The organism is Aeromonas sp. S41-2 (genome assembly GCF_027705845.1).
GTDB classification, from domain to species: Bacteria; Pseudomonadota; Gammaproteobacteria; order Enterobacterales; family Aeromonadaceae; genus Aeromonas; species Aeromonas hydrophila.
The window spans coordinates 333,638-354,612 of sequence record NZ_JAPDCG010000005.1; the positions used below are offsets into that span (position 1 = coordinate 333,638).

General features: G+C 65.5%; 23 protein-coding genes. 4 read left to right on the forward strand and 19 right to left on the reverse strand.

The window, feature by feature from the left end; translation table 11 throughout:
- Positions 1-11: 11 nt before the first annotated feature.
- The 11 genes from OKC44_RS14350 to OKC44_RS14400 are packed head-to-tail and all read right to left on the reverse strand — an operon-like array spanning position 12 to position 8,630.
- Positions 12-626, reverse strand: a complete 615-nt coding sequence (locus OKC44_RS14350; protein WP_270813583.1) for an outer membrane lipoprotein carrier protein LolA — start codon at positions 624-626, stop codon at positions 12-14.
- Positions 623-1,063: an acyl-CoA thioesterase gene (locus OKC44_RS14355; RefSeq protein ID WP_270813586.1), complete on the reverse strand. Its 441-nt coding sequence runs from the start codon at positions 1,061-1,063 to the stop codon at positions 623-625. Before OKC44_RS14355 ends, OKC44_RS14350 begins: the two co-directional genes overlap by 4 nt.
- A complete protein-coding gene (locus OKC44_RS14360) occupies positions 1,060-2,622 on the reverse strand; it encodes an HAL/PAL/TAL family ammonia-lyase (protein ID WP_270813589.1) in 1,563 nt (520 codons plus the stop codon). Before OKC44_RS14360 ends, OKC44_RS14355 begins: the two co-directional genes overlap by 4 nt.
- Positions 2,609-4,312 carry a glycosyltransferase family 2 protein gene (locus tag OKC44_RS14365; RefSeq protein ID WP_270813591.1) on the reverse strand — a complete coding sequence of 568 codons (1,704 nt, stop codon included), beginning with the start codon at positions 4,310-4,312 and terminating at the stop codon, positions 2,609-2,611. The genes OKC44_RS14360 and OKC44_RS14365 overlap by 14 nt, the downstream gene beginning before the upstream one ends.
- Positions 4,309-4,680, reverse strand: a complete 372-nt coding sequence (locus OKC44_RS14370; RefSeq protein WP_270813593.1) for an ApeI family dehydratase — start codon at positions 4,678-4,680, stop codon at positions 4,309-4,311. Before OKC44_RS14370 ends, OKC44_RS14365 begins: the two co-directional genes overlap by 4 nt.
- Positions 4,664-6,034, reverse strand: coding sequence for an AMP-binding protein (locus OKC44_RS14375; RefSeq protein ID WP_270813595.1), 1,371 nt, complete (start codon positions 6,032-6,034; stop codon positions 4,664-4,666). The genes OKC44_RS14370 and OKC44_RS14375 overlap by 17 nt, the downstream gene beginning before the upstream one ends.
- Positions 6,031-6,669 carry a hypothetical protein gene (locus tag OKC44_RS14380; RefSeq protein ID WP_270813597.1) on the reverse strand — a complete coding sequence of 213 codons (639 nt, stop codon included), beginning with the start codon at positions 6,667-6,669 and terminating at the stop codon, positions 6,031-6,033. The genes OKC44_RS14375 and OKC44_RS14380 overlap by 4 nt, the downstream gene beginning before the upstream one ends.
- Positions 6,638-6,886, reverse strand: a complete 249-nt coding sequence (locus OKC44_RS14385; protein WP_011707160.1) for an acyl carrier protein — start codon at positions 6,884-6,886, stop codon at positions 6,638-6,640. The genes OKC44_RS14380 and OKC44_RS14385 overlap by 32 nt, the downstream gene beginning before the upstream one ends.
- A 3-nt stretch (positions 6,887-6,889) precedes the next feature.
- On the reverse strand, positions 6,890-7,156 hold the full coding sequence (locus OKC44_RS14390; protein ID WP_029299230.1) for a phosphopantetheine-binding protein: 267 nt from the start codon (positions 7,154-7,156) through the stop codon (positions 6,890-6,892).
- A 17-nt stretch (positions 7,157-7,173) separates the two neighbouring features.
- Positions 7,174-7,932, reverse strand: a complete 759-nt coding sequence (locus OKC44_RS14395) for a lysophospholipid acyltransferase family protein (protein ID WP_270813598.1) — start codon at positions 7,930-7,932, stop codon at positions 7,174-7,176.
- Positions 7,917-8,630: a beta-ketoacyl synthase chain length factor gene (locus tag OKC44_RS14400; RefSeq protein ID WP_270813600.1), complete on the reverse strand. Its 714-nt coding sequence runs from the start codon at positions 8,628-8,630 to the stop codon at positions 7,917-7,919. The genes OKC44_RS14395 and OKC44_RS14400 overlap by 16 nt, the downstream gene beginning before the upstream one ends.
- 176 nt (positions 8,631-8,806) lie before the next feature.
- Here OKC44_RS14400 and OKC44_RS14405 point away from each other — a divergent pair, with 176 nt between their 5' ends.
- From OKC44_RS14405 to OKC44_RS14415, 3 genes are read left to right on the forward strand one after another with little or no spacing between them, the layout of a single operon-like run.
- Entirely contained in the window at positions 8,807-9,271 is a 465-nt protein-coding gene (locus OKC44_RS14405; RefSeq protein WP_011707164.1) for a hypothetical protein, read from the forward strand.
- Positions 9,272-9,289: 18 nt separating this feature from the next.
- Complete coding sequence (locus OKC44_RS14410; RefSeq protein WP_270813603.1) at positions 9,290-10,366, forward strand: methyltransferase; 1,077 nt, start codon at positions 9,290-9,292, stop codon at positions 10,364-10,366.
- Positions 10,367-10,413: 47 nt separating this feature from the next.
- The gene (locus OKC44_RS14415) at positions 10,414-10,629 is read left to right on the forward strand and encodes a hypothetical protein (RefSeq protein WP_042065899.1); all 216 of its coding nucleotides are present in this window, start codon (positions 10,414-10,416) and stop codon (positions 10,627-10,629) included.
- 45 nt (positions 10,630-10,674) lie between these two features.
- Here the strand turns inward: OKC44_RS14415 and OKC44_RS14420 are convergent, their stop codons facing one another.
- Positions 10,675-11,430, reverse strand: a complete 756-nt coding sequence (locus OKC44_RS14420; protein WP_270813606.1) for a DNA/RNA non-specific endonuclease — start codon at positions 11,428-11,430, stop codon at positions 10,675-10,677.
- 243 nt (positions 11,431-11,673) lie between these two features.
- The gene (locus OKC44_RS14425; RefSeq protein ID WP_029299222.1) at positions 11,674-12,651 is read right to left on the reverse strand and encodes a cytochrome-c peroxidase; all 978 of its coding nucleotides are present in this window, start codon (positions 12,649-12,651) and stop codon (positions 11,674-11,676) included.
- Positions 12,652-13,100: 449 nt separating this feature from the next.
- Between OKC44_RS14425 and OKC44_RS14430 the strand changes: the two genes are divergently transcribed.
- Positions 13,101-13,826 (forward strand): carbonic anhydrase, encoded by a 726-nt coding sequence (locus OKC44_RS14430; RefSeq protein WP_270813608.1) that lies wholly within the window; start codon positions 13,101-13,103, stop codon positions 13,824-13,826.
- A 73-nt stretch (positions 13,827-13,899) separates the two neighbouring features.
- Here the strand turns inward: OKC44_RS14430 and OKC44_RS14435 are convergent, their stop codons facing one another.
- From OKC44_RS14435 to OKC44_RS14460, 6 genes are all read right to left on the reverse strand, one after another.
- On the reverse strand, positions 13,900-14,808 hold the full coding sequence (locus OKC44_RS14435) for a pseudouridine-5'-phosphate glycosidase (RefSeq protein WP_270813610.1): 909 nt from the start codon (positions 14,806-14,808) through the stop codon (positions 13,900-13,902).
- A complete protein-coding gene (locus OKC44_RS14440) occupies positions 14,802-15,893 on the reverse strand; it encodes a PfkB family carbohydrate kinase (protein ID WP_024943589.1) in 1,092 nt (363 codons plus the stop codon). Before OKC44_RS14440 ends, OKC44_RS14435 begins: the two co-directional genes overlap by 7 nt.
- Before the next feature lie 145 nt (positions 15,894-16,038).
- Entirely contained in the window at positions 16,039-16,398 is a 360-nt protein-coding gene (gene nirD / locus OKC44_RS14445; protein WP_270813612.1) for a nitrite reductase small subunit NirD, read from the reverse strand.
- Positions 16,399-16,496: 98 nt separating this feature from the next.
- Positions 16,497-19,079: a nitrite reductase large subunit NirB gene (gene nirB, locus OKC44_RS14450; protein WP_270813614.1), complete on the reverse strand. Its 2,583-nt coding sequence runs from the start codon at positions 19,077-19,079 to the stop codon at positions 16,497-16,499.
- Between the two features lie 25 nt (positions 19,080-19,104).
- Complete coding sequence (locus OKC44_RS14455; RefSeq protein ID WP_139388840.1) at positions 19,105-19,926, reverse strand: ABC transporter ATP-binding protein; 822 nt, start codon at positions 19,924-19,926, stop codon at positions 19,105-19,107.
- Positions 19,927-20,030: 104 nt separating this feature from the next.
- The gene (locus OKC44_RS14460) at positions 20,031-20,951 is read right to left on the reverse strand and encodes an ABC transporter permease (RefSeq protein ID WP_270813618.1); all 921 of its coding nucleotides are present in this window, start codon (positions 20,949-20,951) and stop codon (positions 20,031-20,033) included.
- Positions 20,952-20,975 lie beyond the last annotated feature (24 nt).

Here is a 20,975-nt window from a genome sequence, read left to right on the forward strand (position 1 = left end):
GCGTCATCGTGCTAGTGAGCAGCAAAGCGGGCCTGCTCCTCAGGGGTCAGCGGCAGGGCGCGATCCCGCCAGGCGGTGAAGCGGATGCGGGTGCTGTCACCCTGCTTGTCGGCGATGAGCAGCTGATCCAGCTGCCCCTGCCCGCTCAGGGTGAGGCTGGCAAACACCTTGTCGAGCGGTGCCATGGTCGGCACCAGCACCAGCTGCCAGCCCGCCTCCGTGCTGTGAAAATCGATGCTGAAGTAGCGGCTCAGGGTCGCCTCGTCCGAGCCGAACAGCGCCAGCAGCATCTGGCTGAACTCCAGCAGCTGGGGGTTGTCGATGACGGTGGCGGGCTGGCCCGCCATCTGCTGCACCATGCGCGTCGGCGTCAGGACAAGGGTCAGCGGAAAGGGTTTCTGCTGCTGCCACCAGAGCCCCTGATCGCGCACCAGCAGCAGCTCGCCGGACGCTTTGAGCGGCTGGCTCAACCCCGCCACCTGCTTCTCCTGCTCGAAACGGGCCTGCTTGGCCTCGTTCAGGGCGAGCAACTGCTGCACCTCGGCCCGGCTCAGGGGCGCCGCCTGCAGCGGCCATGTCAGCAGCAGGAGCAGACCGGCCAGCAGCGGCCTTGTCAGCCGGCTCATTGGCTCACCCCCAGCTTGTCCAGCAGCACCTGGGGCGAAGCCAGGCACATCTCGCCGCTCGCCTTGCTCACCGCCACCTGGATGCTGTAACCCTTGCTGGTGCGGGTGCCGCTCGCGGCGTCGCTCAGCAGGTAGTCGATCTTCAGGCGGTTCTGGTACTCGGTCAGGGTGGCGCGCACCCGCACCCGCTGGCCGAAGCGCAGCGGCGCCAGGTACTTCATCCGGGTGTCGATGATGGGCCAGAGGTAGCCGGAGGCCTCCATCTGCGGGTAGTTGTAATCGATGAGATCGAGCAGGGTGCAGCGGGCCAGCTCGATGTAGCGAAAGTAGTGGCCGTGCCAGGCCACTGCCATCATGTCCACGTCGTGGAACGGAATGGTCACCTCGATCTCGGCGCTGACCTGCCAGGGTTCAGGCGTAGTCTGAATACGGCTCATAGTGAAGAGTCCTGATAGAGGGGATAGTGACGCTGACGAATGCGGGCGATCAGCGCCCTCAGCTCGGGCTCGAGCCCCCGATCTTCCAGCAGCGGGGCAAACTCGGCCCGCACCTGCGCGACCATGGCGGCCAGCGCCGTGCCAAGCGGACGGGTGAAGGGGGTGGGCCGGGCCAGGCGCAGCTCCACACCCTGCACCGCCGCCAGCAGGCAGGCGGCCGCCACCTGTTCGGTCAGGGTCAGCACCCGCAGCGCATCGCGCGCCGCTATGGTACCCATGCTCACCTTGTCCTGGTTGTGGCACTCGGTGGAGCGGGAGAAGACGCTGGCGGGCATGGTCTGCTTGAGCGCCTCCGCAGTCCAGGCCGAGACACCGATCTGCACCGCCTTGAAGCCGTGGTTGATCATCTGCCGCTCCTCTGGCGCGCCGGAGAGGTTGCTCGGCAGGCCGCCGTTGAACTTGCTGTCCACCAGCTGTGCCAGCTGGCGATCCAGCAGGTCCGCCAGGTTGGCGACGGCCGCCTTCATGCTGTCCATCACCATGGCGATGTGGCCACCGTAGAAGTGGCCGCCGTGCATCACGTGCTCCCCCTCCCCGTCGATCAGCGGGTTGTCGTTGGCGCTGTTGAGCTCGTTTTCGATGAGCTGGCGCCACCAGGGCAGGCTGTCGGCCACCACCCCGATGACGTGGGGGGCGCAGCGCAACGAGTATCTGTCCTGCAGCCGATCGCTGTGGCGCGGCAGCTCGCCGGCCACCAGATCTTCCCTCAGCCAGGCCGCGATGCCCTGCATGCCGGGGTGCGGCTTGGCGGCAAACAGCCGCTCGTCAAAGTGGAAGGCGTTGCCCCCCATGGCGACGCTCACCAGGGCGGTGATCCGGGTCGCCAGCCGCATCAGGTAGTCGGTGCGGGCATAGGCGAGGCAGGCCAGCGCCGTCATCACCGAGGTGCCGTTCATCAGCGCCAGCCCCTCTTTCGGCCGCAGGGTCAGGGGGGTGACCCCCAGCTCCCGATAGACCTCGGTGGCGGGGCGCAGCACACCATCATGATGAAGCTCGCGCTCCCCCACCAGCACGGCGGCGACGTAGGAGAGCGGCGTCAGATCGCCGCTGGCGCCCACCGACCCCTCTTCCGGAATGCGCGGCACCAGATCCTGCTCCAGCAGCCAGCAGAGCCGCTCGAGCAAGGCCGGGCTGACCCCGGAGACCCCTTGCGCCAGCGAGCAGAGCCGGGTCGCCAGCACGGCGCGGGCAGCATCGAGCTCGAGATCCGCCCCCAGCCCGCAGCCATGAAAGCGGGTCAGGTGCAGCGGCAGCTCGGGCACCAGCTCGGTTGGCACCGGCCGGGTCACCGAATCGCCATAGCCTGTGGTCACCCCGTAGATCACCCCCTCTTCGGCCAGCAGCCGATCGAGAAAGTCAGCGCCCCGCTGGATGCGGGCCATGAAGGCGGGATCCGGATTCAGTGCGGGGGTGGCGCGCCCTTCGGCCAGCGCCACCACGTCCTCTATGGTCAGCGGCTCGGCGCCGAAGGTGACCCGTCTCATCTCACTCTTGTTCATCGGTCAGCTGCCAGAAATCAAAAAAGTTGAACCAGTCCAGCGGGGCCTGCAGGCAGTGATGCTGCAGGCGATCGGCATAGGCCTGCACCCGGGACGCAAGAATCTGTTGGCGCCCCTGCCGTGGCAGGGGTTGGCCGTCGGCAAAGGGCTCGAAATGTACCCGAAAGCGGCCCTGCTCCTTGAGGCCGAACATCAGGTAAACCGGGCAGTCCAGCACGCTGCTGAGCACGAAGGGCCCGAGCGGAAAGGGCGCCGGCGCGCCGAGAAAATCGGCCCAGATCACCCGCTTCTCCCGGGTCACCGAGGTGCGATCGCCGACGATCACCACCCACTCCCCCCGCTCCAGCTTCTCCTTGAGCAGGATAGCGGTATCGGCCCCCAGCTCCTGCACCTGGATGAGATTAAGGTGCGAATCCGGGTTGATCTGTTTGAGCAGGGCGTTGAAGCGGGCCGCGTGGCGGGTGAATACCAGCGCATTGATGCGCAGCCCCTGCTTGCGGCTGCCCAGGGCGCGGCACAGCTCCAGATCGCCGAGGTGGGAGCCCAGCAGCAGAACCCCCTGACCGCTGTTGATGGCCGCTTGGTAATGCTCCGCTCCCACCAGTTCCACCTCTTGCTCGGTGATGTCGCCGCGCCAGCCCGCCAGCTTGTCGAGCGCCGCCTCGCCAAAGCGCAGGAAGTGGCGAAAGCTCGATCTTGGCTCGGCGGGCAGCGCCACACCGCTCGCATTGGCGAAGGACTCTAGGCGGGTCAGATAGGCTTGGGATGCCTGGCGCTGGGCGCGACCAGTCAGCCAGAAGTAGCCGATGACCGGGTAGAGCAGCAGGGAGAAGCCACGCCGCCCCAGCAGGCGATAGCTGGTCAGCATGATCTGCATGCCGAGCAGGGATCCCCGCTCCGGGGTGCGTGACCAGTGGGTGCGCCGCTCGCGCCACAGCTGCGCCGCCCTGGCGCCGAGGCGGCGGGGCCAGCGGCCGAGGCGCAGCAGCTGATCCCACAGCAGGCGGCACACCAGCCGGGTGTGCATCCAGGAGATGTCGCGGTTGTCGCGCCAGAGCTGGAAGTGGGAGCTGCCATCGGCGGGATAGATGACCCGGGTCGGCACGAAGCGCACCGCCACCCCGGCCCAGTAGAGGCGCACCATCACCTCGGTGTCAAAATCCATCCGCCGGCCGAGCGCCACCCGTTCGAGCAGCGCGCAGGTGGCCGCCAGCGGATAGACCCGAAAGCCGCACATGCTGTCCTTGATGGCGAACGACAGCGTCTCAATCCAGACCCAGACATGGGTGATGTAGCGGCCGTAGAGGCGCCCCTTGGGCACGGAATCATCGTAGAGCGGGCGGCCGGAGACAAGCGCCGCCGGGTGCTGGTCTGCCTCGGCCAGCAGGGCCGGAATGTCCGCCAGATCGTGCTGGCCGTCGGCATCCACCTGCAGGGCATGGCTGAAGCCCAGTGCATGGGCGCGGCGCAGCCCCGTCATCACGGCGCCACCCTTGCCCTGGTTGTGGGGGTGGCGCAGCAGGGTGACCCAGGGGTAACGCGCAGCCAGCGCAGCCAGCTCGGCGGCGGCGACGGGCTCGCTGCCATCGTCGATCAGCAGGCAGGGCAGCCCGTATTCGGCCAGCCGTGCCAGCACGGCGGCCAGCGGGCCGGCATGGTTGTAACAGGGGATGAGAATGCAGGGGGTCATGGGATCAGTCGCACCCGGCCGCTGCTCGCCGGCTCATCGCCGAGCAGATAATGAAAGAGGAGCTGGCCCTTGTCTGCCTGCCACTGCAGGTTCAGGCTGCACTCGGCCCCGGGGCGCAGGGGGCGCTGGAACTTGAGCTGATCCACCCCGTGAAACGGCTGCGCCAGCTTGAGCAGGCTGGCGGCATAGTGCATCACCCAGTGGATCTGGGTCACCCCGGGCAGCAGGGGCGCACCGGGGAAATGGCCTGTAAACCAGGGCAAATCGGGATCGAGCCGCAGTTGCAGGCACACTCCGTCGGCCAGCGTCTCGCAGGCCAGCACGGTGGGCAAGGTGTTCGCTGGCAAAGAATCAACCGAGAGGCTCATCGAACAGCTCCTTGAGTTGTGGCCAGGGGCGCTTGCCCTGGGCGTTGACGGGCATCTGTTCGACCCGGCGCACGCTGCGCGGCAGGGCGACCGGCTCGAGCCAGGGTCTCAGTTGCTGGCGCAGGGCCAGCAGGAAACGCCCGGGCCCGAGCTCAGCCCAGCGGGCGGCACCCAATTCGCTCAGCACCAGCACGGCGCCGAGGATCTGGCGCTGACCCTGCTGCAGCGGCAGCACGGCGGCTGCCTCCACCTCCGCCAGCCCCTGCAGGCGCGCCTCCACCTCGTCGAGGGAGATGCGCTTCTCCTCCAGCTTGACCACCCGATCCTGGCGGCCCAGCAGCTCGAAACCGCCCTCGTGCAAGGCGATGCGATCGGCGCAGACGAGCCACTCCCCCGTCGGCAGAAAGGGGGAGCGCAGCAGCAGGCCCTGCTTCGGGCCGACCCGCACCTCGACTCCGGGCAGCGTCGTCCAGGGGGTCTGTACCTGGTGGCGCTGGCGCCAGCCGATGCCGCCGGTCTCGCTGCTGCCGAAGATCTCCACCGGCAGCTGACCGAACAGCTCTCTGGCCTGCTGGGCATCGACCGGTTGCAGGGGACCGCCGGAGGAGACGATCAACCGGCAGCCAGCGGCGGGAATGGCCGGGTCGAGCCGGCTCAGAAACGCTGGCGAGGCGATCAGGCACCAGGGGGCCGTTTGCAGCGCCAGCTGCTCCGGGTAGTCGATGCTGCGACGATCAAAGGGGATGCCGAGGCCAAGCGGCAACAGAATGCGAAACAGCAGACCGTAGATGTGCTGGTGACTGACGCTGGCCAGCACCCGGGTGTCCGCCAGCCGCTCGCCCCATAGAGCCATCTGCACCCGCAATTCCGCCTCCAGCTGGGGCCAGGCCTTGGGGATCGCCTTGGGCTCGCCGGTGGAGCCGGAGCTGAACAGGGTGAGATCGAGGCGCTCGGGCGGCAGGACCGCACCGTCTGCCTCCGGTTCGTCATCCACCACCAGCTGCGGCAGCCTGAGCTGCGCCGCCGTGAGTGCCGAACCCGGCAGCTCGCCGTCGGTGAGCAGGCCGTCGAACTGGCTCTGCAGCGCCTGCAGACCGGCCAGTCGCTGATGACCCGGCAGGATGGCCCGGTGCCCGCCGAGGGCGCAGGCGAGCAGCGCCTGGGCAAACAGCAGGCTGTCATCGAAACAGAGCGCCCAGCGCATGCTTGGCCGCTCTGGGCCGGCCAGACGGGCCATGGCCCGCGCCAGCTGCAGGCTGCCACGGCGCAGCTCCGCCAGGGTCACCTCGCCATCCGGGCCGAACGCCACCACCCGCTCGCCGTCCCGCTGCCAGATAGTTTTCAGCAGGGTCATGGGGCCAGCCTCTTGAGCAGGCGGCGGCGCACCAGATACTCAGCGCCCATCAGGCCGCCCATCAGGGCGTAGCTGATGAGGCCGTTGTAGAGGCTCCAGAGCGCCAGATCCCCGTGCCAGATGGTGAAGGCCGCCAGCGCGCCGTTGATGATGAAGAAGCCGCACCAGACCTGGGTCACCCGCCGGGTGTAGCCGATGGCTGCCGGCGGCAAAGTGGGATCCTGCAGGCGGGCCAGCCGCTCCACCAGGCTCATGGGACGGGTCAGGCTCCAGCCGAACAGACAGAGCAGCGCCAGGCTCACCGCCAGCGGATAGTAGAGCAGCCAGTGCTGGGCGCTGAACAGGGCTGACAACAGGGTCAGCCCCAAGCCAATGCAGGCCAGCAGGCGGCCCAGCCAGAGCCACTCCGGCAAGGGGCCGAGCCGGACCTGCCCCTTGAGCAGGCCGGGCAAGAGTCGCAGCAAAAAGATGAGCAGCAGGCCGAGCAGCAGCGGGGTCTGACCGGCGTGGGTCAGCCCCCAGTAGACCGCCAGCGGGTAGAGCAGCAGGGCACCACCGGCCAGCCAGGAGAGCCAGCGCATCATGGCAGGGCGTGCACCGGCATCAGGCGTCGGCCAGCAGACGCTCGACCGCATCCACCACGTCATTGACGCTGCGCACCGACTTGAACTCTTCCGGCTTGATCTTCTTGCCGGTCAACTTCTGCAGGTGCACCACCAGATCGATGGCGTCGATGCTGTCGAGCTCGAGATCCTGATAAAGACGGGCCTCGGGGGTGATGGCCTCTTCGTCGACCTCGAACAGCTCGACGAGGGCAGCCTTGATCTGGGCAAAGATGTCGTCACGGGTCATGGCTCAGGCCTCCCCTTTCGACTGGGCCTGCACCAGGGCGACCAGCGCCGTGACGGAGGCGAAATGACGACGGGTGTTTTCATCCTCGGCGGAGAGCACGATGCCGTAGCGGCCCTTGATGGCAAGGCCCAGCTCCAGCGCATCGATGGAGTCCAGCCCCAGGCCGTCACCGAACAGCGGCGCCTGACTGTCGATGTCGTCAGGGGTGAGCCCCTCGAGGTTGAGGCTGTCGATGATGAGTTGTTTTATCTCTAGATGCAGGTCTTGCATAACTGTTCCACATGCTGTCATTGGGGCCCCGGTTGCAGGGCCTGGGTGAGAAACCGGGTCAACTGGCGGGCGGCCAGCGCACTGCTCTGGCCGGTGGCGACCACCTCGTCCGCCGCCACTTTCTGCAGGAATTCTATGGTGAAAATCGGCTTATTTTCCGGGATCTTGAACCATTTGTCCTGCTTGGTGAGAAATCGGGTGCTGCAGTGGATCCGCACCAGTTGCAACGGCACCTGGCTGCGCACCGCCAGCTGGGCGGCGCCGCGCTGCAGCTTGATGGGTTCGCCCGGGGTGGTGCGGGTTCCCTCCGGGAACACCAAGAGCAGGCCGCCGGCCCGGATCCGCGCCTGGCACAGGGCCAGCAGATCCTCGCCTGCCACGTTGGGCAGGTAGTCGGCCGCTCGCACCACGCCGCCAATGAAGGGGTTGCGCCAGAGGGACTGCTTGACGATGCAGTCGCACACCGGCATCTCGGCCGCCAGCATGACGTAATCGAGCAGGCTGGGGTGATTGGCCACCACCAGGGCACCGCGCAGGTGAGCGGGCATGCCGCTCACGCGGTAATCGAGTACTCCCCAGCCGCGCAGCACGCCGAGAAACAGCCGAAAGCTGTGGCGAATGGTGAGCTGGGCCAGGGTACGGCGCCGCTCGCCGCGCAGACAGAGCGCCAGCAGCGGAAACCAGAACAGGGAGAGCAGCAGGCCGCCCACCCCGAACAGGGTGAAGCCCAGAGCCGTGCCGATCAGCCGCCAGCCCCGGTTCAGCAACGCTGCCATGTCCACTCCTGACGGTCGTCAGCGAGGAGCAGGGTCGGCTCGCCTCGCAGCAGGGCACGCCAGCAGGCCAGACTCTGCGGCAGCGGGCGGGCAGCCGACTCGGCGGTGCCACGCGCCCCCGCGCAGCGCCACTCTTCGCCCGCCGTCAGCACCAGCCCCAGCGCGTGAGGTGGCGCCTCTTGCGCCAACCAGGGGCGGTGAAACGCGGGCACCGGCCCCTCGAAGGCCACCAGCAACACCCGACGGGCACCGGCCTGCAGGGCGCAGACCGCGTCGGTCAGGCCCGCCATCAGGCTGTTCTCCCCCGCGGCCAGCGAGGTCATGGGGATGGCGGCCTTGCCCTGAATGGAGCAGAGTCCGGCGGCGGTGTTGTGCACCGACATGGAGAAATCGGTGGGCGACAACGCCTGCCCGTCCGCCAGCGCCTGCAGCAGGGTCATGGAGCGGGCCAGCTCGCCGTGGCGGCTGACGAAGACGGCACTGTCTATCTGGTGGCGGGCCAGCAGGCTCAGCCCCACCTGCACCGCCAGCCGGGCGCCCTGACTCAGGCGGCGCGCCATCATCATCGGCAGCAAGGGGGTGGCGGGAAACGGCGGGTCGACCGGCCAGCGGCCCTGCTGCGCCCACGCCTGCCAGGCAGCCTCATCGGCCAGACCGGGTGACAGGGCCTGACTATCCAGCAGCGAGAAAGAGAGCATGTTTCGGGCAACCTGTCCTTACATCGATGGGTGGACGCGAAGACGATAAAAGGCACTCACCCGGCGGGCAGTGCCTGCTCCACGACATTGAATGGCGTCATCGGCTTAATACCGGCGGATAATACCATTATTCATCAAAAATAATAGCCAGCGCAGATTATCAACCGCCTTGGTGATTGAAAATAAACTATTTGTGTTGTCTCATTGCCACGCCCAAATTGATGAATATCCTTCCCAAGGAAAATATTATGAAACTCATTAATAAAATATCCCTGCTGCTGGCCTGTGCCCTGCTTGCCGCCTGCTCCACCAGCCAGCCAATTCGCAATATGGCAGCCAATCCGGTGCCCTTCAATCTGACCGAAGAACAGGTGGCCAATGCCATTATTACGGCCGGCATCAGCAAGAGCTGGGTAATGCGCCAGGAGCAGCCAGGACTAATTCGAGGCCAGGTCAATGTGCGCCAGCATCAGGCGGTGATCAATATTCCTTATAGCGCTCGCGATTATTCCATTAATTATGTGAGCAGCGTCAATCTGGACGACAAAGGCAAGGGCAGCATCCACCGCAGTTATAACCGCTGGGTACTGGGTCTGAACCAGGCCATTCAGGCAGAACTCGCCCGCACCCAGAGCCGCTGATCCGGCAGGAGCCACCCCGTGAATCACTATCAGGCGGATCCCTACAACGCGCTGGAAGCCATCAGCGAGGCCCAGAAAATCGCCTTTGGGCCCATGCTGTTTCAGGCCAGCTGGTGCCTGCGTGAAACCGGGGTGCTGGCCTATCTCGAGACCCGCGGCTCGCAGGGAGCCGCGCTGGCCGACATCGCCCAGGCGTGTCAGCTCAGCGAATACGGCGCCGGCGTGCTGCTGGACATGGGGCTCGGCGGCGGGCTCTGCTATCTGAGCGAGGAGCACTATGTGCTGGGCCGGGTCGGCAAATACCTGCTGCACGACGCCATGAGCCGGGTCAATCTCGACTTCACCCAGCACGTCTGTTATCAGCCCCTCGCCCACCTGCTCGACGCCATCCGTGACGGCACCCCGGCCGGTCTGCAGGAGTTCGGCCCCTGGCAGACCCTCTATCCGCACCTGAGCGAGCTGCCCGAACCGGCCCGCCGCAGCTGGTTCGCCTTCGATCACTTCTACTCCGACTGGGCCTTCCAGCAGGCCCAGGACAAGGTGTTCGGCTATGAGCCGCGCCACCTCTACGATCTGGGCGGCAACACCGGCAAGTGGGCGATCGCCTGCGCCAAGCGGGATCCGGCGCTGCAGGTCACCATCCTGGACTTGCCCGAGCAGCTGGCGCTGGCCCGCAGCAACATCGAGGAGGCGGGGCTGGCGGCGCGGGTACATGGCCACCCGGTGGATCTGCTGCAGGCGGGCCCCCTGCCCGGCGACGCGGATATCTGGTGGATGAGCCAGTTTCTCGACTGCTTCAGCCACGCGCAGATCGTCGCCATCCTGAACCGGGTCAGACTGGCCATGAAACCGGACGCCCGGGTCTGCATCCTGGAGCTGTTCTGGGACAGGCAATCCTTTGAAGCCGCCAGTTTCAGTCTCAACGCCACCTCCCTCTACTTCACCTGTCTGGCCAACGGCAACAGCCGCTTCTACCACTCCAAACAGCTGTACCAGTGCCTGCGCGAGGCCCACTTTCACGTGGAGGCCGAGCACGAGATCCCGGGGCCCGGCCACACCCTGCTGGTTGCCCGCCCATTGCACACGAGGCCATAATGCCGCCATCGGCATGGAGATGATGATGAAACGAGAAGGAGCACGGCATGAGGCGTGACTGCATGACCCTGATGGCGATCGGCCTGGTTCTGGGCAGCCTGCTCGGCGGCTGCGCCGACATCAAGGAGGCGGGCAGAACCGTGGGGCACACCACCCGCAACGTGACCCGCGAGATTGGCCACACCACCCGCGACGTGACCCGGGAGATCGGCCACGGCACCCGGGATACCGTCAAGAAGGTCGGGGATGAACTGAGCAAATGAAAACAGGGGCCGCGGCCCCTGTTTTCATGGTGCTCATGACCAGGCTCAGTTGCCCCACATGGCCATCAGCTGAGACTCCATGGCCTCTTCCTGCTCATCCGGCAGCTCGGCGAAGAAGTCCAGTCCGGTCTGCTCCTCCACCGCATCCACCGTCACTATGTAGTCTGCCAGCTTGCTGGCCGACACGTTCTGCTGCGGCAGGATGAAGGCGATCGCCTCCTTGTTGGCCACATCCATCACCACCCGGTAATAGGCGTGGGGCACGGTCACGCCGTTGCCGATGGAGGCGTCGGAGTTGGTGAAGATGGGGCCGGTGATCACATAGACATCCTGATAGGCAATGGCCCACTGCCGGGTCTTCTCCTCCAGGATGCGCCAGACCCCCTGGTTGAGCGCCGGCAGCTGCGGGGTCATGTTGGTCAGCAGGAAGCTTTGCTTCATGGTGGTGGCGGTGGAGCGCATGTCCGCCGCCGGCGCCTGATGGCCGCGGTCATAACCGGAGCCCTTGTAGTCGGCCAGGGTGGCGCGGAACTGCACCGGCACCTCCTTGTCCTCGGCAAAGGCATCCTTGCGCGGCACCTGGCCCTGGGCGCTGGCGGCCGTCATTCGATAAGAGACCCAGTCAGAGACCTTGGTGTCGTAGTTGTAACCGGCGGCATAGCCATCTCGGCACAGCAATTGACTGGATTGGCTGGGCACCCCGAGCTTGACGTGATCCTTGCATTGGAAACCCGCCGCTAGGCTCGGGAAGGTGGTGAGAGTGAATCCGATAGCCAGAACTAATTTATTGATATTATTCATTATTATGCCACTCCTTGTATTAGGCGGAGTGATTTGACACCAGGTCGGATGAGTAAGGCAATCGAACAAATTGTGAGCGTGTCGGAAATGTGAAGAGGGCTGCAAATCGGTAAAATCGACGCCGCCAGCTGGGGGATTGTCATCCTTTTGTTATTGTGTCAGTGCAGCAACTTTGACTGGCTTATCAGATAGATAGGCATGAAAAAGCGGAGCCGGTGGCTCCGCTGCAATCATCAATCCCGCTCAGCTCTTGACCTGAGGCCTGGGGGTATCGGGTTGGGAGGGCGGCAGAATAGGCAACACGATCTGCGGCTGCTCGCCGGTCAGGCTCTTGAGGTAGGCGGTCATGTCGTCCGCCTCCTGCTCGCTCAGGGTCTGGCCGAGCTGGATGTCCGCCATGATCTGCACCGCCTCCTTCAGATCCCACACAGATCCGTCGTGGAAGTAGGGGTAGGTCAGCTCGATGTTGCGCAGGGTCGGCACCTTGAACCAGCCGATGAACTGCTTCTCGCCGGTCACCCCACCGCGTCCCTGGGCCGGGTTGTCGGTCTTGAACGGCTTGACCAGCCCCATCTTCTGATAGGAGTTGCCGCCGATGGCCACCCCGTTGTGGCAGGCGGTGCAGCCCTTCTCCTTGAACAGCTGATAGCCCTTCAGCTGCTGCGCAGTCAGCGCCTTGGCATCCCCCTTCAGCCAGCGATCGAACGGCGCATTGGGGGTGACCAGAGTCTCCTCGAAGGCGGCGATGGCATCGGTCACCTCGTCGATGCCGAAGTCCGCCTTGCCGTACACGGCGCTGAACCGGGCCCGGTACTCGGGCAGGGTGTGCAGGGTCTCCACCGCCAGCTTGTGGGTGAAGGCCATCTCCAGCGGATTCTCGATGGGGCCCGCCGCCTGCGCCTGCAGATCCTTGGCGCGCCCATCCCAGAACTGCACGAAGTTGAGGCTGGAGTTGAGCACGGTGGGCGAGTTGATCGGCCCCTCCTTCCACTTGTGACCGAGGGAACTGACCTGGTTGTCTACCCCGCCGGTCGCCAGGTTGTGGCAGGAGTTGCAGGAGATGGCGTTGGATTTGGAGAGCCGCGGCTCGAAGAACAGCATCTTGCCCAGCTCGACTTTTTCCGGTGCGCTCACCTTGGCCGCTTCCACCGGCTGGATCGGCTCGTTCGCCCACCCCATCCCTGGCAGGCCCAGCGCCAGCAACAGACAATATTTATTCATTTTTTCTCTCTCCCTTGTGGCTGTGCATAACAGCAGCCTCAGCCTGCCCGGGAAAGCCTGTGCATTATTTGTTCAAGATCAAATGAGACCAACAAAAACCACATTAAAAACAATGAATTAATATATTATAGACGGACTTATGGCGGGGACTTGCGCGGCAAAAAAGAGCTGAATTCCGATGAATGAATTATGAGCAAATTCATCTGCGATGACAGCCAATTAATTAGATTGCTGTCATTGAATAAAGCGATTATTCAATATGCAGGCGTGACCGCCCATTATTTAGATTCATATAAAATGCATCATAAATATCGTCGGCGATCACCCAACCAATAATAAAAATACCGTCTGACCTTCTGTATCCCGCAATTCAGATGATGCCTTCCGTTATTTCCTCGTCAATGCAGGATACGGATCGCCGTGCTTTTCAATCAAGATAAGGATGCATGATGAGAAAGTCCCTGTTGGCCGTTGCCCTGTTGCTCTGCCCCGCCGCCTTCGCCGCCACCCCACATTGGGAATACAGCGGTGAGGCCGGCCCGGCGCAGTGGGCCAGACTGACCCCGGAATTTGGCCAGTGTGCGGGCAGCAACCAGTCGCCGGTCAACCTCGACGGTCTGGTCGAGGCCGAGCTGGCCCCGCTGCAGTTTCACTACCTGGCGGGGGGCCGCAGCGTCACCAACAACGGCCACACGGTGCAGGTCGACTATGCCCCGGGCAGCAGCCTTGAGCTCGACGGCATGCGCTTTGAGCTCAAGCAGTTCCACTTCCACGCCCCCAGCGAAAACCTCATCAAGGGCCACTCCTATCCGCTGGAGGGGCACCTGGTGCATGCCAACGCCCAGGGGGAGCTGGCGGTGGTGGCGGTGATGTTCGAGCCGGGCCAGGCCAATGCTGCCCTGAGCCAGGCCTGGCAGGTGCTGCCAGCCAAGGCGGGAGAGAGTCACGCCTTCAAGAAACCGATCTCGGCCGAACAACTGCTGCCCGCTAAACGCGACTACTACCGCTTCAGCGGCTCGCTGACCACGCCCCCCTGCTCGGAAGGGGTGCGCTGGCTGGTGATGAAGCAGCCGGTGCAGGTGAGTCAGGGCCAGATCGACGCCTTCAAGGCGGTGATGCACCACCCCAACAACCGCCCCGTGCAGCCGCTGCACGGTCGGCTGGTACTGCAATAACGCCCCCGGCAACTCACAGAGCCAACATAAAAAAAGAGGGCCCGCGGGCCCTCTTTTTTGTTGCGACAGCGGATCAGAGGCTGGCGGCGATGCGCGCCCCCAGCGCGGCGTTGTTCAGTACCAGCTGGATATTGGCTGCCAGCGAGTTGCCGCCGGTCAGTTCGCACACCCGGGCCAGCAGGAAGGGGGTGGACTCCTTGCCCTTCACCCCCTGCTCGTCCGCCTCTCGCAGTGCCTGGGCAATGGCGGCGTCGATGTCGGCCTTGGGCATGGCAAACTGGGTCGGGATCGGGTTGGCCACCACGGCGCCGCCCGCCAGCCCCAGCTCCCACTTGAGGCGCAGCGCCTCGGCGATCTCCGCCGGGCTCTCGAGGCGGTAATCCACCTTGAAGCCGCTCTCGCGGGTGTAGAAGGCGGGCAGCTCCTCGGTCTGGTAGCCGATCACCGGCACGCCCTGGGTCTCCAGGTACTCCAGGGTCAGACCGATGTCGAGGATCGACTTGGCACCGGCGCAGACCACGGCCACCGGGGTCTGGGCAAATTCCTGCAGATCCGCCGAGATGTCGAAGGTCTCCTGGGCACCGCGGTGCACGCCGCCGATGCCGCCGGTGGCGAACACCCGGATCCCGGCCATGGCGGCAATGATCATGGTGGAGGCCACCGTGGTCGCCCCCAGCCCCTTGTTGGCCAGCACGAAGGGAATGTCGCGGCGGCTGCACTTGGTGGCGGCATGACCGGCCCGGCCCAACGCCTCCAGAGCCCCCTCATCCAGACCCACCTTGAGGCGGCCATCGATGATGGCGATGGTGGCCGGCACGGCGCCGTTGTCGCGCACGACTTGCTCGACCTGGCGCGCCGTCTCCACGTTCTGCGGATAGGGCATGCCGTGGGAGATGATGGTGGACTCCAGGGCCACCACCGGCTTGCCGGCGGCCAGCGCGGCGGCGACTTCAGGTTGGATATCGAGGTAAGCGTTCAACATGGGTACTCCTCCAGCATGCGTTCAACGGCGGCCTTGGATAGGCCGGAAAAGACGGTATCGGAACAATTGACGGTGAGGGCGGCGCAACCGAGGGCGAACCGGGTTGTCTCCATGATGCCCTGCTCCTGCAACCAGGCGTGGGCCAGCCCTGCCATGAAGGCATCGCCGCCGCCGGTCACGTTGACGACCGGGCTGCCGAGCACGGGCAGATGGCCCTGGCACTCCCCGTCGCTATAGAAAATTCCCTGATCGCCGAGGCTCAGGAACAACCGCTGCACCCCGGCGCGGTGGAACCAGGCCGCCGCCATGGGCCAGGTGTCGGGCCCGGCGATGGTGAAGCCGCACAGCTGCTCCGCCTCGCTGCGGTTGGGCTTGAGGGTGTGGATGCGGTGCAGCCAGGGGCGGATCTTCTCCACCTTGGCCACCGAGACGGTGTCGACGAAGATGATGTGCTCACCCTGGCGCTCGAACAGCCAGTCGAGGGTGTGAGTGGCGAGGTTGGTGTCGAGCACCCAGAGCCGGGCCGCGCCAAGAAAACCGCTCAAGGGGGTGAGTCGGGCCGGGGTGAGCTGCTCGATGATCGCCATGTCGTTGACGGCGCAGCTCATCTCGCCGCTGCCATCGTGCAGGCTGAGGTAACAGGAGGTCGCCTGGCCATCCAGCATCAGCACCTGGCGCACGTCGACGCCGGCGCGCTGGGTCACGTCCAGCAGATGATGGCCGTATTGATCATTGCCCACCGCGCTCAGCAGCCGGGTGTCGGTACCGAGGCGCGCCAGGTTCTCGGCGATGTTGCGCCCCACCCCGCCGGCCGAAGTACGCACCTTGCCGGGATTGGAATCCCCGATGCGCAGGTTGTCGTGGCTGCAGCCGCAGATATCCATGTTGGCGCCGCCGATCACCACGGCGTAGGGTCCTTCGCGCAGCACATAACCGCGCCCCTGCACATAGCCCTGGCGCATCAGGCTGGAGATGTGGCTCGCCAGCGCCGAGCGGCTGATACCGAGCCTGTCCGCCAGCTCCTGCTGGGCAATCATGGGGTCCTGGCGCAGCAGGGCGAGGATCTCTTGCTCACGTTCCGTCATAGACAAACATCCAGTTACAAACGTTTGTCCATTATTTCCGAAAAACGTTTACCCGCCATCGCCTCGTGCAAAAATTGTCGGCTTGCGCACAAAAAATCACCGGGCAAAACCCGGTGACAGGAAAACGGTTTTCAGATGGTGCCACTCACCCCAGCAACACCCAGACCTCGCCGGCACTGTGCATCACCGGCCAGCAGGCGACCCGCAATGCCGGGTCGTCCAGGCAGCGGCCATCCGCCAGGGCGTAACGTTGCTTGTAGAGCGGCGAGGCCACTACCGGCTCGCCGTCGCAATCCCCCACCAGGCCGCGGCCCAGCACCGCCACCCCGGTCAGGGGATCCACCGCATCCAGCGCATAGACCCGCTCGCCGAGCCGGAACAGCGCCAGCGCCCTGCCCCCCAGCCAGGCGCTGCGCCCCGCCTGCTCCGGCAGGGCGACCAGCTCGCATGCCCGCAGCCATTCGCCATGCTCCGATGGCAACATATCGTCCTTGAGTCTGTTCATCTCAACCTCCCGTTCCTTATGACTGCAGCCCAACTCACTGCTCCCGCTCATACCCTCTCCTTGATGCCGATGGCTGGCTTGCAACCCGCTGACCTCGTTCATACCACCGCCTTGACAGCGATATCCGGCACCCACTGGCCCCGCTCCTCACGGCGCGGCGGCGTCTGGTCCTCGGGCCGGTTGACGAAAGCCTCGAACAGTTTGAGCTTGTCCGGATCCGCCAATGTGCTCTTCCACTCGCACTGCCAGCTGCCGACTATCCCCTCCATCATGGCCTCCAGCTCGGCGCCGATGCCGAGCCGGTCCTCGATGATCACCGACTTGAGGTAGTCGAGCCCCCCCTCCATGCCCTCCATCCAGACCGAGGTGCGCTGCAGCCGATCGCCGGTGCGCACGTAGAACATCAGCAACCGGTCGATGTAGCGGATCAGGGTCACCTCGTCGAGATCGGTGGCGAACAGGTCGGCGTGGCGCGGCCGCATGCCGCCGTTACCGCACACATAGAGGTTCCAGCCCCGCTCGGTGGCGATGACGCCGATGTCCTTGCTCTGGGCCTCGGCGCACTCCCGGGTGCAGCCGGAGACCGCAAACTTCAGCTTGTGAGGGGCCCGCAACCCCTTGTAGCGGTGTTCCAGAGTCTGGGTCAGGGTCATAGAGTCTTGCACCCCGTAGCGGCACCAGGTCGAGCCCACGCAGGACTTCACGGTGCGTACCGACTTGCCGTAGGCCTGGCCGGTCTCGAACCCCGCAGCCACCAGCTCGCCCCAGATGGCGGGCAGCTGATCGACCCGGGCACCGAACAGGTCGATGCGCTGGCCGCCGGTGATCTTGGTGTAGAGGCCGTACTTGCGCGCCACCTCGCCGATGGTGATGAGGCCGTCCGGGGTGATCTCCCCGCCCGGAATGCGCGGCACCACCGAGTAGGTGCCGTCCTTTTGCAGGTTGGCGAGGAAGGCATCGTTGCTGTCTTGCAGGGCGCGGTGGGGCTGCTCCAGCACGTGCTCGTTCCACAGCGACGCCAGGATGGAGGCGACCGTCGGCTTGCAGATGTCGCAGCCCAGGCCGTGACCGTGCTTGTCTCGCAGCGCCTCGAAGCTCTTCAGTTCGCCGACCCGGGCCAGGTGATAGACCTCCTGGCGGCTGTGGGCGAAGTGCTCGCACAGCCCCTTGTCCGCCTCGACCCCGAGATCCGCCAGGGTCTGATCCACCACCTGCTTGAGCAGGTTGCTGCAGCCGCCGCAGCCGGTGCCCGCCTTGGTGCAACTCTTCACCGCCGACAGCTCGTGATTGCCCGCTCTGACGGCGGCCACCACGGCCCCCTTGCTGACGTTGTGGCAGGAGCAGAGGATGGCGCTGTCCGGCAGCACCAGAGGCGCCGCCGCGCCGCCCGCCTCCCCCACCAGCAGGGAGAGCGGCGGCTGGGGCAGTGCCACCCCGTTCTGGCAGTACTGCAGCAGCCGCTCATAATCGGTGCCGTCCCCCACCAGGATGGCGCCGAGCAGCCGGCCCCCCTCGCCGTCGGTCACCAGCTTCTTGTAGATGCCATTGACCCTGTCCAGCAACAGCAGCTCCTGGGCGCCGGCGGTGCTGGCGTGGGCGTCGCCGATGGAACCCACATCCACCCCCATCAGCTTGAGCTTGGTGGACATGTCGGCCCCCGCGAAGCGGCTCTCGCCGCCGCACAGGCTGGCCACGGCGGCCCGGGCCATCTGGTAGCCGGGGGCCACCAGCCCGAAGATGCGTCCCTGCCAGAGCGCGCACTCACCGATGGCGAGGATGGCGGGGTCCGAGCTGTGGCAGCCCTCGTCGATGCAGATGCCGCCGCGCTCGCCGACGCTCAGCCCGGATTGACGGGCCAGGCCGTCGGCGGGTCTGATACCGGCCGAGAACAGGATCACGTCGGTCTCAAGATGAGAGCCATCCTTGAACCTCAGCCGCTGACGGGCCTGCTCCCCATCCTCTATGCACTCGGTGGCCTTCTCCACCAGCACCTCGACCCCGAGCGCCCGGATCTTGTCCCGCAGCACGGCGCCGCCGCTCTCGTCGAGCTGCACCGGCATCAGCCTGGGGGCGAACTCCACCACCCGGGTACTGAGCCCGAGCAGCCGCAGCGCATTGGCCGCCTCCAACCCGAGCAGGCCACCGCCGATCACCACGCCGCTGCGCGCGCCGGCGCAGGCATCGCGGATGGCGGCGAGATCCGCCAGGGTGCGATAGACGAAGCAACCGGCCCGCTGATGGCCGGGGATGGAGGGCACGAAGGGGACCGAGCCGGTTGCCAGCACCAGTCGGTCGTAACCGAACTGCTCACCACAGGCCAAGGTCAGGGTGCGGGTGTCTCTGTCCAGCACCTCCACCTCGGCCCCCAGCCGCAGCGCAATGCCGTTCTCTTCATACCAGGCGGGATCCGCCATCCGCAGCGCCTCGGGCGCCTTGCCGCCGAATACCTCGGAGAGGTGCACCCTGTCGTAGGCGGAGTCCGGCTCGGCACCGAACACTGTCACCTCGAAGCGCTCGAGGCCACCGGCCGCCACCAGCTGCTCGACAAAGTGATGACCCACCATGCCGTTGCCTACCACCAGCAGCCGCTGTTTCTCAATCCTTTCTGGCGATTCGACGAAGTGATGATCGAGCAAATCCATGCCGTTACCCACCACCTGCACTCTCTGCTTGTTGTCCATATTTCTCTTCCTTGAATAGATGGGCTCAGGCCCGGCGCTGACTGCGAACTGGCTCGGCCACCTTGAGGGGGGTCACCTTGCGCTGCTTCTCGTAGAGGAAGCGCAGCACCTGCTGGCGCAGCTTGTGATAGTGACCATCGTCCGCCAGGGCCACCCTGTCCCTGGGCCTCGGCAGGTCCACGGTCAGGATCTCGCCGACGGTGGCGGCGGGGCCATTGGTCATCATGACGATGCGATCGGAGAGCAGCACCGCCTCATCCACGTCGTGGGTGATCATGATGACGGTGTTGCCAAGCTCGGCCTGGATGGCCATCAGGGCATCCTGCAGATGGGCACGGGTCAGGGCATCGAGGGCACCGAACGGCTCGTCCATCAGCAGCACCTTGGGGGAGAGCGACAGGGCACGGGCAATGCCGACCCGCTGCTTCATCCCCCCCGACAGCTCGTGGGGCATCTTCTGGCTGGCGTGCTCCATCTGCACCAGGGAGAGGTAGTAGTCCACCCGCTCCGCCACCGCCCGCCGGTTCGGCTCCACCTGCCCCACCGCCAGCGCCACGTTCTGCCGGACGCTGAGCCAGGGCAGCAGGGCATGGTTCTGGAACACCATGGCCCGCTCCGGACCGGGCCCCGCCACCTCGCGCCCGTCGAGGATGATGCCCCCCGTGGTGGGCTCCAGCAGCCCGGCCACCAGGTTGAGCACGGTGCTCTTGCCGCAACCTGAGTGACCGATGAGGGAGACGAACTCCCCCCGCTCGATGCGCAGGTTGACCCGACTGAGGGCCTCGAAGCGCCCCTGCTCCGTCTCGAACGAGATGCCGACGTCGCTTAACTGCAGATAACTCTTCATTGGCTCTTCTCCCGCCTGAATATGGAATTGGTTGTTAACGCAGCACCTGGCGCTTGTCCTGAAGCAAAGCCACTGCTGCAGGGCCTGGTTGCCTGATGGCAGCCCTAGCGCAATACCTGGCGTTTGTCCCAGGAGAGCCACTGCTGCAAGGCCAGCATGCCCCTGTCCAGGGCGCAGCCGATGAGGCCTATGGTGATCACCGCCACCATGATGCGGGCCAGCGAGGCCGAGCCGCCGCTCTGGAACTCGTCCCACACGAACTTGCCGAGCCCCGGGTTCTGGGCCAGCATCTCAGCCGCGATCAGCACCATCCAGGCCACCCCCAGGGACAGGCGAAGGCCGGTGAAGATCATGGGCAGGGCGCCGGGCAGCACGATGCGCCGCACGTGGGTCAGGAAAGAGAGCCGCAACACCCGGCTGACGTTGTGCAGATCCCGGTCCAGCCCCGCCACCCCCACCGCGGTGTTGATCAGGGTCGGCCAGAGGGAGCAGAGGGTCACCGTCAGCGCCGAGGTGAGGAAGGACTTGGCAAGCCAGGGAGTCGGGTTGGCGTAGAGGGCGCTCACCACCAGGGTGATGAGCGGCAGCCAGGCCAGCGGCGACACCGGCTTGAGCAGCTGGATCACCGGGTTGGCGGCGCGATAGAGCCCCTGATTCATGCCGAGCAGCACCCCGCACGGGATGGCGATCAGGGTCGCGAGGCCAAAGCCGCACAGCACGGTGAGCAGGCTGGTCGCTATCTGATCGAAGAAGGTGGGGCGCCCTGTGTAGGGACGCAGCTTCACCTCGGCCGCCGGATCCGCAGCCAGCCGCTCGGCGTTGCGCACCCGCTGGCGCTCGAGGAAGGCGCTCGCCTTCTCCCGCTCGGCCAGGTGATCCTGACCCAGCGACCAGAGCTGGCTGGCGGTAGCGAGCGGCCCCGGCAACGTGCCCAGGCTGGTCTGCACCTGGCTCGCCCCCCACTGCCAGAGGCCGAGAAACAGCAGCACACCCAGCAGGGGCTGCACCAGGTTTTTCCAATCCATGATTTTCCACTGATGTCGTTTCAT